The sequence below is a fragment of the Mesorhizobium loti genome (assembly GCA_014189435.1).
Lineage (GTDB): Bacteria > Pseudomonadota > Alphaproteobacteria > Rhizobiales > Rhizobiaceae > Mesorhizobium > Mesorhizobium loti_G.
Window position 1 is genome coordinate 4,022,375 of sequence record CP050293.1, and the last position, 13,093, is coordinate 4,035,467.

The following is a 13,093-nucleotide window of genomic DNA, read 5'->3' on the forward strand; positions in this document are numbered from 1 at the left end:
TGGAGACTGATCATGCGTAAATGGAAAATCGCGTTGGGAACGGCTGTCGCGCTGGGTGCGATCTCGGTGGCCAGCGTCCACCTGCTCGACATGGGCAATCTCAGCCTCAATGCCGGCACGGCCGCGGCGACGCCTGCCCCGGCGGCGTTCGTCATGCCGGTGCCGGTGGTCAGCGTCGTCAGGAAGACGATCCCGATCTACCTCGACTACGCTGCGCGGACAGAGCCTATCCGCAACATCACCTTGCAGGCCAGGATTCCCGGCTATCTGCAGGAGCAGACCGCTGCTGACGGTGTCGATGTCAGGCAGGGCGACCTCCTCTACAAGATCTCACCTGACGACTTCCAGGCGGCTCTTGACCAGGCGAAAGCCCAGGTGCAGCGCGACACGGCGACGCTCGACTATGCCCGCTCCAATCTTGGCCGCGGTACCGAGCTTGCCAAGAGCGGCTACCTCGCCAAGGACGGCTTCGACCAGCGCACCAGCACCTTGCGCGAAGCGCAGGCGTCGCTTGCGGTCAACCAGGCGGCGGTCCGCACGGCGGAGCTCAATCTGAGCTATGCCGAAATCCGGGCGCCGTTTGGCGGGCGCCTCGGTCGCAACCAGGCCTCGGTCGGAACGCTGGTCAGCGTCGCCGGTACGGTGCTCAACACGCTGGTGCAGCTCGATCCGATCTATGTCACCTTCAATCCGAGCGAGACGGATCTGGCCGAGATCGAGCAGGCCCGTGCGAACGGCCCGATCGAGGTCGAAGTTCTGCTTCCTGGCCAGACCGAGGCCAGCCAGAAGGGCGAACTCACCTTCATCGACAATTCGGTCGACCGCTCGACCGGCACGATCACGGCGCGCGCCACGATCGGCAACGGCAAGTTCACGCTGCTGCCCGGCCAATATGTTCGTGTCCGGCTGCATGTAAGGCAGCAGGCCGATGCGCTGATGGTGCCGCAGACGGCGCTGGGCTCGAGCCAGCTCGGCAAATATCTCTACGTCGTCGGCAAGGGCAACACGGTCGACCAGCGGCTGGTTTCGCTCGGACCGACGAGCGGCGATCAGGTGGCCATCCTGAGCGGCGTTGCCGAAGGCGACCAGGTGATTACAGGCAATCTGCAGAAGATCGGACCTGGAATGCCGATCTCGCCACTGCCTCCGAAGCCGGCCACCTGACTCCCCCCGCAGGCCCGGTTTCGGCGCGGCGTCCTGACCTGCCCACAGGTCAGGGCGCCGCTTTCGTTAGTAGCTCCACCAGACCGGCGACATCGGCGCGGTCGGCCTTGGCCGGCGGCATGAACGCGCAATAGGGGTGCCCGAGGCGGACCGAGACGGAGGAGAGCGCGATCAAGCGGCCCGCCTCCAGATCGGCGCGCGCCATGACCCGCTGGCCAAGAGCGATGCCCAGACCCAGCCTCGCCGAGGCGATCGCAAGGCTGGACAGGCCGACACGCCGCCCGTGCGACGGGTCGGGCGAGCGACTGCCGCCGGAGGCCGCGAACCAGTCCGCCCAGGTCGGGTGCGAGGCATAGTTCGGACCCCAATTGGTATGGATAAACTGGCTCTCATGCAGATCGGCCAGACCGGGATCGCCATTGCCGTGCCGGTGCCAGAATTCCGGCGCGCAGACCGGCAGCACGTCGTCATGGACGAGACGAACGAGTTTCAATCCGGGATAGTGATAGTCGCCATAGCTGATGCGCAGGTCGATGTTCTGGCGCATCAGATCGACCGGATCGTCCTCGACGCGGACGTCGATCGCCATCTGCGGAAAGGCATCGAGAAGTGCGGCCAGCCTCGGCGCCAGCCACAGTTCGGCCAGCGAGAATGGCACGCTGACGACCAGACGCGTCCGCACTCCCCCTCCAGCATGCGCTGGCCTATGGCGGCGATGTCGCCCAAAGCCTTCGCGGTCTGCGGATAGATGGCGTGGCCGGCGTCGGTGAGCGCGATGCGGTTGCCGCTGCGCACGAACAATTGCTTGCCAAACCAGGTTTCGAGATTGCGTATCTGCTGACTGACAGCCGCCGACGAGACGCCAAGCTCTGAGGCGGCCAAAGTAAAGCTGCCGGCACGGGCGGCGACTTCAAAAGCCTTGATCGCATTCAGCGGTGGCAACCGTTCCACACCAGGCTCCATAAGTTTTTCTTGCTCAATCCTAATTATTTTCCGCGTTGAGAGAAAGATTTTTTTGCCGTCTTCTGCGGGTCGGAACCTCGGAGCCCATGACGATGAAAGACATCCTCGATCTCGACCGCTATCCGCTCGACCGCGAAGGCAGCGCCGAATGGCAGCGCCTTGTCGAACACTCCATCGCCGCGCTCGAAGCCGACGGCATGTTCAATCTGGAAGGGTTTTTGCGTCCCGGCGTGGCCGAAAAGGCCGTGCGCGAAATCCAGCCGGTGATGGCCGCGCGATCGCATGTGCACAAGCGCATGCACAACATCTACTTCAAGCCGGACATTCCCGAGCTAGGGCCTGACCATCCGGCGCTGCGCAAGGTCGAGACCATAAGCCACACCGTCTGTGCCGACCAGATTCCGGGCAGCGTCGTGCTCGCCATCTACGAATATGAGCCGCTGCTGCGCTTCCTGGCCGCAACGATGGGCAAGACCAGGCTGCATGTCATGCAGGATCCCCTGGCCCGAACCAACGTCATGGCCTATCGCGCCGGCGAGGCGCTGAACTGGCATTTCGACCGTTCGGAATTCACGACGACGCTGTTGCTGCAGGCAGCGGAGCGTGGCGGCGACCTCGAATATCGCACCGATCTGCGATCCGACGACAATCCGAACTATGACGGCGTCGCCAGATTGCTTGAAGGGCGCGACCCCGATGCAAAAATCCTGCGCATGAAGCCCGGTACGCTGAATGTCTTCCGCGGCAAGAACACCGCGCATCGCGTCACCACCGTCGAAGGCGAGCGCGAGCGCATGATCGCGGTGTTTTCCTACTATGAGAAGCCCGGCGTGATGTTCAGCGCCGAGGAGCGCGTCGGCTTCTACGGCCGCGCGGCCTGAGGCTGAAGAGACAGCCATGCCAGCGGTCCCCGACCGGCCCCTAAGAATCCGAAATTGACCTCTTGTTAGATTGTCGACAATCTGCTTGTCTTACTTTCGGTTTCCTTGGGAGTGGCCGAATGGGGAATGCGGATTTCAGCCCGATCGCGGACACGACGCGCCGCGCCGAAATCGTGGCGCTGCTGCGACGCGCGATCCTGACCGGCCAACTGCAACCAGGACAGAAGCTCAACGAACTGCGGATTTCCGAACAGATGCGGGTCAGCCGCGCGCCTCTGCGCGAGGCGATGCGCGAGTTGGTCCAGGAAGGCATCCTGACCAGCATTCCCTATGCCGGCACCTTCGTCATCGATGTCGCCGCCAAGGACATCGACGATGCCTATTCGCTCAACCAGGTGCTGGACGAGTTCGCCATCGAACGGACATGGCCACAGCGCGACCAGCGTTTCTTCGATGAACTTGACCGGCGCCACGAAGCGGTGAAGCAGGCGACCCGCAACCTCGACACCACCCGCCAGATCGAAACCGCGCTGCAACTGCATGGCCTGATCTACGAATGGGCCGACAATTCGGTGCTTCTGGAGACCTGGCAGCGGTTGACCAGCCGATTGCAGATGTATTTCGCGCTGCACCAGCATGCGCGCAACGAGCCGGTGCCGGCCGAAGACGTGCACGAGACCTATGTGCGGCTGCTGAAGGGCAAGGACATGCGCGCCGCCCAACGCCATGCCCGAGAGCATATCCACCTCGACTTCGAACAGCTGCTTTCTTACGCGCGCGGCCTCGAACAGCGCCCGTCGAAAGGCGTCTGACCCGTTCCTCACCACCGCAGACAATGGACAGACACGTGCAGATCGAGACCATCAAAGCCTACCATGTCGTGCAGCCCTTCGTGGACGGGCCCTATCGCATGTCGAAGGGGCGCGAGGCCGAAGCCTTCGACGCCGTCATCGTGTCGATCACCTCCGACAGCGGCCTCACCGGCTGGGGCGAAATGGCGCCGCTCGGCAACTTTTACTCCGCCGCCTTCCCGTCCGGCACCCGCGCCGGCGTACCGGAAATCGCACCGCACCTCATCGGCCACGATCCGCGCGGGCTGGCCAGCATCGGCCGGCTGATGGACACGGTGTTCAAGGGCCATCCCTACATCAAGTCGGCGCTCGACATGGCCTGCTGGGATCTCGCGGCACGAGCCGCCGACGTGCCGCTGGTCACGCTGCTGGGCGGCAAGGAAAGCGACACCGCCGAACTCTACAAGGTCGTCACCCATGGCAGCGTCGACGCCATGGCCGCGCTGGCCAAGCGCATCGTCAAGGACGGCTTTCACCGGCTGCAGGTCAAGGTCGGCGGCAATGTCCATGACGACATCGAACGCGTCACCGCGGTCGCCGCCTCGGTGCCGAAAGGCACTGTCATCTTCTGTGACGCCAATGCCGGCTGGACACCCTACCAGGCGCGCCAGTTCGCCGACGCCACACGCGCCATCGACTACACGTTCGAGCAGCCCTGCACGACGATCGACGAGAACATGTCGGTGCGCCGCATGCTCGACAAGCCGATGGTGCTCGACGAATCCGTCACCTCGCTCGAGGAAATGCTGGAAATCCATCGCCGGGGCGCGGCCGACGGGCTGACGCTGAAGATTTCGCGGCTGGGCGGCGTGACCAAGACCCGGCAGATCCGCGATGTTGCCGTCGATTTGGGCTTCATGATCACGGTCGAGGACACCGGCGGCGCCGAGATCGACACGGCGGCGATGGCGCATCTGTCACTGTCGACACCGGAAGAGCGCCGGCTGCACGCCATCGCCTTCCATGAATGGGTGACGGTGCGCACGGCATCGAACATGCCGCCGGTCACCGGCAGCCGCATGGGCATTCCAGATGGCCCCGGCCTTGGCATCGATGTCGTTCCTGACCTGCTGGGCAAGCCTTTCTTCGAGATCGGCCGCTGAGATGAAAATCCGCAGCATCAAAGCCACGCCGATCAACCTGCGCCTCGAAGCGCCCTACGCCTGGGTGTTCGGCGAGCTCGACGGGTTTTCGCCGACCATCGTCGAGGTCGAGACCGAGGACGGCTTGATCGGCCTTGGCGAGGCGCCGACCCCGGCGGCGGCCACGATCATCAATGATGTCCTGGCGCCACGGCTGGTCGGCCGGGATGCCTTCGACATCGCCGGCGCCGAGAACGTCTGCCTGCCCTATTGGACCGGCGTGCAGTCGATCAACGACCGCACCCGCATCATGGCTTTCGGCGCAATCGAGATGGCGTTGTGGGATCTGCGCGGCAAGGCGTGGAACCAGCCGCTCTACCAGTTGCTGGGCGGCGCCGTGCGCAAGGACATCCCGTTCACCGACTATTTTTCGTTGCGCGGCGATGGGCCAAAGGTGAAGGGCGAGACGACGCCGGAAGAGGTCGCCGATTATTGCGTCGAATTGCATGAGACCTATGGAACGACCTTCTTCGAAGGCAAGTTCTCGACCGAGGACCCGAAAGTCTCGCTCAGGATGGTCGAGCTGATCCGCCGCAAACTTGGCGACGATGCGATGATCCGCATCGATTCCAACCAGGCCTATTCACTCAGCACCGCGCGGCGGCTGGCGCGGCCGCTGGAGGATCTCGGTGTGCGCAACTGGGAGGATCCGGTGGCGACCATCGAGGAGATGCGCGAATTGCGGCGCCATTGCTCGATCCCATTCTCGACCCACAACATCGACATTGCGCGCGCCATGGAAACCAAGGTGCCGGACGCTTTCGTCGGCAACCCGACGACGCATGGCGGCATCGGCCGGCTGCTGCGTTTCGTCGGCGCCTGCGAGCACGCCGGCATCGATTTCTGGTGCTACAGCGGCGACAGCGGCATCGGCAGTGCTGCCTATCTGCATCTGTGCGCGGCACTCGGCTGGATCAGGGAGCCGAACCAGTCGCTGTTTCGTATGCTGCCGATGGATGTCACCGAGGAAGGACCATTTTCGCCGAAGAACAATTTCGTGCGGGTGCCGGAAGGTCCCGGCCTTGGCGTCACCTTGTCGCGCGAAAACCTCGCCGCCTGTCACAGAGACTTTACCGAGAAAGGACCGTGCAACAAGTATCATGACCCGGCAAAGCCCGGAACCTATCGCCGTTTGCCGCTGAACTAGAGGACGGCAAGCGGCCAAGACAAGTGGCCAAGAAACGAGAAGCCAGCCGCCGCGACTTCGGTCGGGAAGGTCGGACAGGACGAAGGAGCAGTGCAGCCAACGATCCGGCGCGTCCACGCCACGATTGGATGGACCGGACAAAACCGCATGCTAAAGTTCCGGTCGACAGAACCTCTCTGGCGGCCGGAAAATGGAGCAATCCACGAAATTTCGTCAACCATAAGAAATAGGGGAAAGGGTAAAAACCCATGAGCAAGAACTACAGCATTCTCGACCTGATCCGGCGCAATCGTTCGCCGCTTGAAAATCACCTGATTGACGGCCTTGTCGACGGCAGGGTCAGCCGCCGCGACTTTGTCCGCCACGGCAGCCTGCTCGGCCTGTCGCTGCCGCTGCTCGGCCGTATCGGCATGGCGGCCGGCCTCGGCGGCATGCCATCGCTGGCGCGCGCCCAGGGCGCACCCGGCGCCACCATCCGCGTCGCCAGCAGCGTGCCGGCGGCGACGATCGACCCGGTCACCATCGCTGACGCCGGCGGCCTGCTGGTGATGCAGCAGGTTGCCGAGTTCCTCTGCGTCGACGGCCCCGACCTCGTGCTGCAACCGGCATTGGCCGAAAGCTGGAAGCCGAACGACACCGGCACGGTGTGGACCTTCAAGCTGCGCAAGGGCGTAAAATTCCACAGCGGCGGCGAGATGAAGGCCGACGACGTCGTGGCCAGCATCGACCGCCTTGCCGATCCGGCAAACTCGTCCAACGCGCTGTCGGTGTTCACCGGCATCCTGCAGAAGGGCGCTTCAAAGAAAGTCGACGACTACACGGTAGAATTCCACCTCGACGCGCCGAACGGCAACTTCCCCTACATGCTGTCGTCCGACAATTACAATGCCGTCATCATCCCGGCGAGCTACAAGGGTGACTACGAGAAAAGCTTCGACGGCACCGGACCGTTCAAAATCGAGAAATACACGGCAAAGGTCGGTGCATCCTTCGTCCGCAATGAGGACTATTGGGGGCCGAAGGCATTGCCCGAGCGCACCGAGTTCACCTTCTTCACCGACACGCAGCCGCAGATCCTGGCGCTGCAGGGCGGACAGGTCGACATCATCAACCAGCTGCCGGTGCTGGCCGGCGTCGCACTGCTCAACGATCCGAACATCGACATCATCAGCCTGAAGTCGTCGGCCCATCAGCAGTTGCACATGCGCTGCGACGAAGGCCCGTTGAAGGATGCGCGCGTGCGTCGGGCCATTGCGCTCTGCCTCGATCGCGACAAGCTGGCCGCCGGCCTGATGAAGGGACGCTCCGCACTGGGCAATGACAGCCCGTTCGCCGCTGTCTACCCTTCGACCGATACGAGCGTGCCGCAACGCAAGCAGGACATCGCCCAGGCCAAGCAGCTCATGGAAGCGGCCGGCCTTGGCCAGGGCTTCAAGATAACGCTGACCACCGAACGCTATCTGGAAATCCCCGAATACGCCCAGCTCATCCAGAACTGGGTCAAGGAGATCGGCGTCGAGCTCGACCTCAACATCCTCGACCAGGGCGGCTATTACGGCGATGCGGTGTTCGGCAAATCGAACTGGCTGGATTCGGTGATGGGCATCACCGACTACGGCCACCGCGGCGTGCCGAACGTCTATCTCGCGGCACCGCTGAAGAGCGAAGGCACCTGGAACGCGGCACACTTCAAGAACAAGGACTATGACGCGCTGGCGACCAGCTACATCGCCGCGCTCGACCTCGAGGCGCAGAAGGCCGACGCCGGCAAGATCCAGAAGCTGCTGCTCGAGGAAACGCCGGTCATCTTCGGCTATTTCTACGACTATCTGACGGCGACGGCGAAGGGCGTGGCCGGCGTGCAGCCGACCGCGATGTCGCAGTTGTTCCTCGACAAGGCATCGAAGGCCTGAACAAACTCGTTGTTGGAGCATGATCTCCGGACAAAACGGTTCCCGTTTGTCCGAGAAAACCGGTACCCACTTTTCGGGATCATGCTCAGAAGGGAAAGCCAATCCTCTAACAGCCAGCTCCCGCATGGGGGCTGGCTCCACAAGGAGTCCTAGCCATCTTCTCCTTTCTTGTGCGGCGCCTCTCGCTGTCGGTAGTGACGCTGTTCCTGCTGAGCATCATGGTGTTCCTGGGCGGCCAGGTGCTGCCCGGCAATGTCGGACGCGCCATATTGGGTCCGTTCGCCGACCAGCGCGCGGTCGATGCGCTCAATCACACGCTCGGCGTCGATCGCCCACTGCTGACCCAGTACTGGGGCTGGATATCCAACTTCGTCCAGGGCGACATGGGCACGTCCTACATCTTCCGCTCGCCGGTCGCGCCCTTCGTCATCGATGCGCTCGGCAATTCGATGAAGCTGGCGACGGTCGCCTTCGTGCTGGTGGTGCCGATCGGCATTCTGGGCGGGGTCGTCGCGGCACTCAATCTCAACCGCCCGCTCGATCGCATCATCAGCCTCGGCGGCCTGTCGGTGACGGTGCTGCCGGAGTTCGTCACCGGGATCATCCTGATCCTGATCTTTGGTGTCTGGCTGCGCTGGCTGCCGATCTCGGCGGCATGGCCGCGCGACGCCGGTTTCTTCACCCAGCTCTATTACCTGATCCTGCCCTCGCTGCCGTTGTTCCTGGTGCTGTTCGGCTACATCGCCCGCATGGCACGCTCCGGCATGATCGAAGCGCTCGATTCCGATTACACGCGAACGGCCGTGCTGAAGGGCCTGCCCTGGCGCACGGTGATCTGGCGGCATGTGCTGCGCAACGCGCTGTTGCCGACCATCACCGTTATCGCCACGCAGACCGGCTATCTCATCGGCGGCCTCGTGGTGATCGAAACACTGTTTCGCTACCAGGGCATCGGCTCGCTGATCTTCACCGCCGCGCGCGGCAAGGATTTCCCGATGCTGGAATCCGGCATTCTCACCATCGGCATCGTCTATGCCGTGGCGACACTGATCGCCGACTTCCTCTATTCCATGCTCAATCCGCGCATCCGGCTGGGGTCAGATCAATGAGCGCCGTCCAAAGCACTTCCCCCGTTCCCGACGACACGCGCCGGCGCGGCCCGCTGGCCGAGGTCTTTTACTCCCTGCTGCGCTCGCGAACATTCCTTGTTGGTTTCGCCATCGTGCTGTTTTGGGTTGCCTGCGCGCTGTTCGGCGAGCATTTCGCGCCCTACGACCCGCTCGCCGACGACATCATCAATGCGCTGGCGCCGCCTTCTTCCGAACACTGGTTCGGTACCGACCAGATCGGCCGCGACGTCTTCTCGCGGGTCATCGTCGGTTCGCGCGACATCCTCACCGTCGCACCGTTGGCAACCTTGCTGGCGACGGTGGCTGGCACTGCGCTTGGCCTCATCACCGGCTATTTTCGCGGCCTCGTCGACGATGTCGTCAGCCGTATCCTCGAAGCCTTCATGGCGATCCCAGTGGTCATTGTCGCGTTGCTGGCAATCGTTGCGCTCGGCACCTCGAAGACGACGGTCATCGTCGTCATTGGCCTCAGCTTCGCACCGATCATCGCGCGCACCGTGCGCTCCGCGGTGCTTGCCGAGCGTGAACTCGACTATGTCGCCGCCGCACAGCTCAGGCATGAAAGTGCGCTGCATACGATGTTCGTCGAGATCCTGCCCAACGTCATCCCGCCGATCCTGGTCGAAACCACGGTGCGGCTCGGCTATGCCATTTTCGCCGTCGCCACGCTCTCCTTCATGGGCTTCGGCATCCAGCCGCCCTCGCCTGACTGGGGGCTCTCGATCTCCAACAATTACGGCATGATCGGCGGCGGCTTCTGGTGGACGGTGCTGTTCGATGCGCTGGCCATCGCCTCGCTGGTGATCGGCGTCAACCTGGCCGCCGACGGCGTTCACGGAGCGCTCAATGACTAAGCCCGCCAAGGCCAAAAACGCACTCGAACTCACCGATCTGTCGGTTGCCTACCGCGTCGCCGGCCGCAACCGCGCAGTGCTGCGCAACCTCAGCCTCACCATCGGCCAGGGCGAAGCCTATGGGCTGGTCGGCGAATCCGGCTGCGGCAAATCCACCGTGGCGCTCACCGTCGTGCGCTATTTGCCGAGAAACGGCTCGATCACCGGCGGCGCGATCTCGCTCGACGGCCAGGATGTGATGAAGCTCGATGCTGAGGCGCTCAGGCGCGCCCGCGCCGAAAGCGTCTCGATGGTCTATCAGGACCCAGGCAAGGCGTTGAACCCGTCGATCCGCATCGGCCGGCAGTTGACCGAGATTTTCGAGCTTGGCGGTATCTCCGGACAAGCGGCCACCGACCGCGCCATCGCCATGCTGAACCGCGTGCGCATTTCCGACCCGACAAGCGTCATGCAGCGCTATCCGCACCAGCTGTCGGGCGGCATGCAGCAGCGCGTGGCGATCGCCATGGCGCTGGCCAACGATCCCTCGACGCTGATCCTCGACGAGCCGACCACCGGCCTCGATGCGACGGTGGAAGCCGAAGTGCTCGACCTGATCGCGCAGCTCAGGCAGGAACTGTCGGCCTCGATCCTGTTCATCAGCCACAACCTCGCCGTCGTTTCCAACATGTGCGACCGGGTCGGCGTGCTCTATGCCGGCATGCTGGTCGAGGAAGGGCCGACGGAGGTCGTGTTCAACGACCCGCGTCATCCCTACACCGTGGCGCTGCTGCGCTGCCTGCCGCGCGGCGGCCAGCGCAAGGATCAGGGTCGCCTCGACACCATTCCTGGCTTTCTGCCCGGCATTGGAGCCGATATCAAAGGCTGCGCCTTCGCCGACCGCTGCGCGCTCGCCGACGACCGCTGCCGCAGCGAATTGCCGCCGCTCTATGATCTGGGCGGCCGGCTGTCGCGCTGCTTCCATCACGACAAGGCGCAGGCGCTGCCGCGCGCGACACCGAGCGATGTGGCGCCCGCACCAAAGGTGGCGGCAGCACCGGTGCTGCGCGTCGCGGGGCTCAACAAGACCTATGCCAGCCACGGCCATGCGCTGCGCGCCGTCAAGGACGTGTCGCTCGACCTGCGGCCCGGCGAGACACTCGGTCTGGTCGGCGAATCCGGCAGCGGCAAGACGACCTTCGCCAGGCTGCTGCTCGGCCTGGTGCCGCCTGACGCGGGCGGCACCATCGAGCTCGAGGGCAAGGCCCTGGCGCCCAGGCTGGAGAACCGCAGCGACGACCAGATCAAGGCGATGCAGATCGTCTTCCAGAACCCGGACTCCGCACTCAACCGCTCGCATTCGATCCGCCATCTGATCGGCCGCGCGCTGAAGCGGCTGGCGGGCCTCTCCGGCAAGGCGCTGGAGGCGCGTCTCAACGACCTCGTCCGCTCGGTGCGGCTTACCGACCGGCATCTGGCCGTCAAGCCACGCCAGCTGTCCGGCGGCCTGAAGCAACGCGTCGCCATCGCGCGTGCCTTCGCCGGCGACCCGCGCATCGTCGTGTGCGACGAGCCGACCTCGGCGCTCGACGTCTCGGTGCAGGCGGCCATCCTCAACCTGCTCGCCGACCTGCAATCGAAGGAAGATGTCAGCTACATCTTCATCTCGCATGATCTTGCCGTGGTGCGTTACCTCTCCGACAAGATCGCCGTGCTTTATCTCGGCCGCATCATGGAGCTCGGCCCCTCGGAAGACGTCTTTTCCGGACCGCATCATCCCTACACCGAAGCGCTGCTGTCGGCGGTGCCCAAACTCGACCAGACCGAGACGGCGCGCATTCGCCTCGACGGCGAAATCCCTAGCGCCACCAATCCGCCGTCGGGCTGCGTCTTCCACACGCGCTGCCCGCGCAAGATCGGCCCGATCTGCGAAGAGCAGGAGCCGCCGCTGAGCGAAGCCCAGCCCGGCCATTCGATCCGCTGCCATATTCCCTACGCCGAATTGGCCAGGTTGCAGAGGGCGGTCGTAACCGAGCCGGCATAGCGGGCGTTACCGTCGCTCGTGTGGCTTGGCAGTCAGATCTGGCCTGCCATGCTCAGGGAACGGTCGCCTTCCGAAAAGCCCTGCCCCTCCGCCCAGTCCCTGGCCAGCGTGCGCAGGCCTGTGAGCGCGACATCCAGAACATCCGACGAGACGGGGTTCGAGGGATAGGCGAGGTAGATCGGTCGCTGGAACACCGGCGCGTTGTCGATGCGCCGCATCTCGCCGCGCTCGATGTGGCCGCTGACGGCGCTGAGCGGCAGATAGGCGGCGGCCTGCTGCGACAGCACATGCTGCAGCCCGATGAAGACCAGTCCCGCCGATATGGCCGGCTTGACCATGCCGGCAAAGGCGCGGTCGTGCTCGATGCGGAACTCCAGCCCCCAGTCCATCAGGATGTAGTTTTCGGTCCATGGCTTGGTCTGCGCGGCATGCTGGACAAGCACGACCTGATCGACGGCCAGCGTTTCGTAGACGATGCCGGGATGCGGCCGTGGCAGATAGAGGATGCAGATGTCGAGCAGGCCTTCCGCCAGCTGGTCGATCGCCGAATCCGGAAAGCTGCCCTCCAGCCGCAGCGCCACGTTCGGTCGTCTGGCGCGCATCCACTCGACCCATGGCGAGGTGATGCGGTCCCACAGATAGGCAGGCGCGGTCAGCCGCAGCAAGGTCTCGTAACCATCGGGAACGGCGATGTCCTGCCGCGATTGCTCCCATGTACGGGTGATCGACGAGGCATGCGGCAGGAACTGCCGGCCGGCCGGCGTCAGCGTGACCCCATCGCGGTCGCGGACGAAAAGCCGGCGTCCCAACTGCTCCTCGAGCCCCCTGATCCGCGCGCTGACGGTGGACTGGGCGAGGTTGAGCCGGCTGGCCGCGACAGTGAAGCTGCCATGGGTGGCGACTTCGAGAAAGCTGCGCAGATTTTCAGTGTCCATGCCCACCTCTTGCATCGAAAATTTCGATGACCCCTATCAAAAAATATCGCTTTCCGGCGGCAGTCAACAATGAACTAGATGGCCGAGCCC

The 13,093-nt window shown here is 64.0% G+C and carries 10 protein-coding genes and 1 pseudogene; 9 read left to right on the forward strand and 2 right to left on the reverse strand.

Annotated features, from left to right (window positions below; translation table 11 throughout):
• The first annotated feature begins 12 nt into the window (after positions 1–12).
• A complete protein-coding gene (locus tag HB777_19765; protein ID QND65920.1) occupies positions 13–1,164 on the forward strand; it encodes an efflux RND transporter periplasmic adaptor subunit in 1,152 nt (383 codons plus the stop codon).
• A gap of 49 nt (positions 1,165–1,213) precedes the next feature.
• On the opposite strand, the pseudogene HB777_19770 reads toward HB777_19765, so the two are convergent.
• Positions 1,214–2,115, reverse strand: a pseudogene (locus tag HB777_19770) (LysR family transcriptional regulator).
• Positions 2,116–2,219: 104 nt separating this feature from the next.
• Here HB777_19770 and HB777_19775 point away from each other — a divergent pair.
• The 8 genes from HB777_19775 to HB777_19810 all read left to right on the forward strand — a co-directional run bounded on the left by HB777_19775 (position 2,220) and on the right by HB777_19810 (position 12,068).
• On the forward strand, positions 2,220–3,008 hold the full coding sequence (locus HB777_19775) for a 2OG-Fe(II) oxygenase (protein QND68833.1): 789 nt from the start codon (positions 2,220–2,222) through the stop codon (positions 3,006–3,008).
• Between the two features lie 119 nt (positions 3,009–3,127).
• Positions 3,128–3,820 (forward strand): GntR family transcriptional regulator, encoded by a 693-nt coding sequence (locus HB777_19780; protein ID QND65921.1) that lies wholly within the window; start codon positions 3,128–3,130, stop codon positions 3,818–3,820.
• A 35-nt stretch (positions 3,821–3,855) separates the two neighbouring features.
• A complete protein-coding gene (locus HB777_19785) occupies positions 3,856–4,962 on the forward strand; it encodes a mandelate racemase/muconate lactonizing enzyme family protein (protein ID QND68834.1) in 1,107 nt (368 codons plus the stop codon).
• A 1-nt stretch (position 4,963) separates the two neighbouring features.
• The gene (locus HB777_19790; GenBank protein ID QND65922.1) at positions 4,964–6,148 is read left to right on the forward strand and encodes a mandelate racemase/muconate lactonizing enzyme family protein; all 1,185 of its coding nucleotides are present in this window, start codon (positions 4,964–4,966) and stop codon (positions 6,146–6,148) included.
• A gap of 248 nt (positions 6,149–6,396) precedes the next feature.
• Positions 6,397–8,061, forward strand: a complete 1,665-nt coding sequence (locus tag HB777_19795) for an ABC transporter substrate-binding protein (GenBank protein ID QND65923.1) — start codon at positions 6,397–6,399, stop codon at positions 8,059–8,061.
• 218 nt (positions 8,062–8,279) lie between these two features.
• Positions 8,280–9,170, forward strand: coding sequence for an ABC transporter permease (locus HB777_19800; GenBank protein ID QND68835.1), 891 nt, complete (start codon positions 8,280–8,282; stop codon positions 9,168–9,170).
• A complete protein-coding gene (locus tag HB777_19805) occupies positions 9,167–10,045 on the forward strand; it encodes an ABC transporter permease (protein ID QND65924.1) in 879 nt (292 codons plus the stop codon). Before HB777_19800 ends, HB777_19805 begins: the two co-directional genes overlap by 4 nt.
• Entirely contained in the window at positions 10,038–12,068 is a 2,031-nt protein-coding gene (locus HB777_19810; protein ID QND65925.1) for an ABC transporter ATP-binding protein, read from the forward strand. The genes HB777_19805 and HB777_19810 overlap by 8 nt, the downstream gene beginning before the upstream one ends.
• A gap of 32 nt (positions 12,069–12,100) precedes the next feature.
• Here HB777_19810 and HB777_19815 read toward each other — a convergent pair whose 3' ends face one another.
• Complete coding sequence (locus HB777_19815) at positions 12,101–13,003, reverse strand: LysR family transcriptional regulator (protein ID QND65926.1); 903 nt, start codon at positions 13,001–13,003, stop codon at positions 12,101–12,103.
• Positions 13,004–13,093: the final 90 nt, after the last annotated feature.

Excerpts from the sequence above, each read along its gene's own strand:
- HB777_19765 (QND65920.1), top strand. The coding sequence starts at position 13 with ATGCGTAAATGGAAAATCGCGTTGGGAACGGCTGTCGCGCTGGGTGCG.
- HB777_19775 (QND68833.1), top strand. The coding sequence starts at position 2,220 with ATGAAAGACATCCTCGATCTCGACCGCTATCCGCTCGACCGCGAAGGC.
- HB777_19780 (QND65921.1), top strand. The coding sequence starts at position 3,128 with ATGGGGAATGCGGATTTCAGCCCGATCGCGGACACGACGCGCCGCGCC.
- HB777_19790 (QND65922.1), top strand. The coding sequence starts at position 4,964 with ATGAAAATCCGCAGCATCAAAGCCACGCCGATCAACCTGCGCCTCGAA.
- HB777_19795 (QND65923.1), top strand. The coding sequence starts at position 6,397 with ATGAGCAAGAACTACAGCATTCTCGACCTGATCCGGCGCAATCGTTCG.
- HB777_19800 (QND68835.1), top strand. The coding sequence starts at position 8,280 with ATGGTGTTCCTGGGCGGCCAGGTGCTGCCCGGCAATGTCGGACGCGCC.
- HB777_19805 (QND65924.1), top strand. The coding sequence starts at position 9,167 with ATGAGCGCCGTCCAAAGCACTTCCCCCGTTCCCGACGACACGCGCCGG.
- HB777_19810 (QND65925.1), top strand. The coding sequence starts at position 10,038 with ATGACTAAGCCCGCCAAGGCCAAAAACGCACTCGAACTCACCGATCTG.
- HB777_19815 (QND65926.1), bottom strand. The coding sequence starts at position 13,003 with ATGGACACTGAAAATCTGCGCAGCTTTCTCGAAGTCGCCACCCATGGC.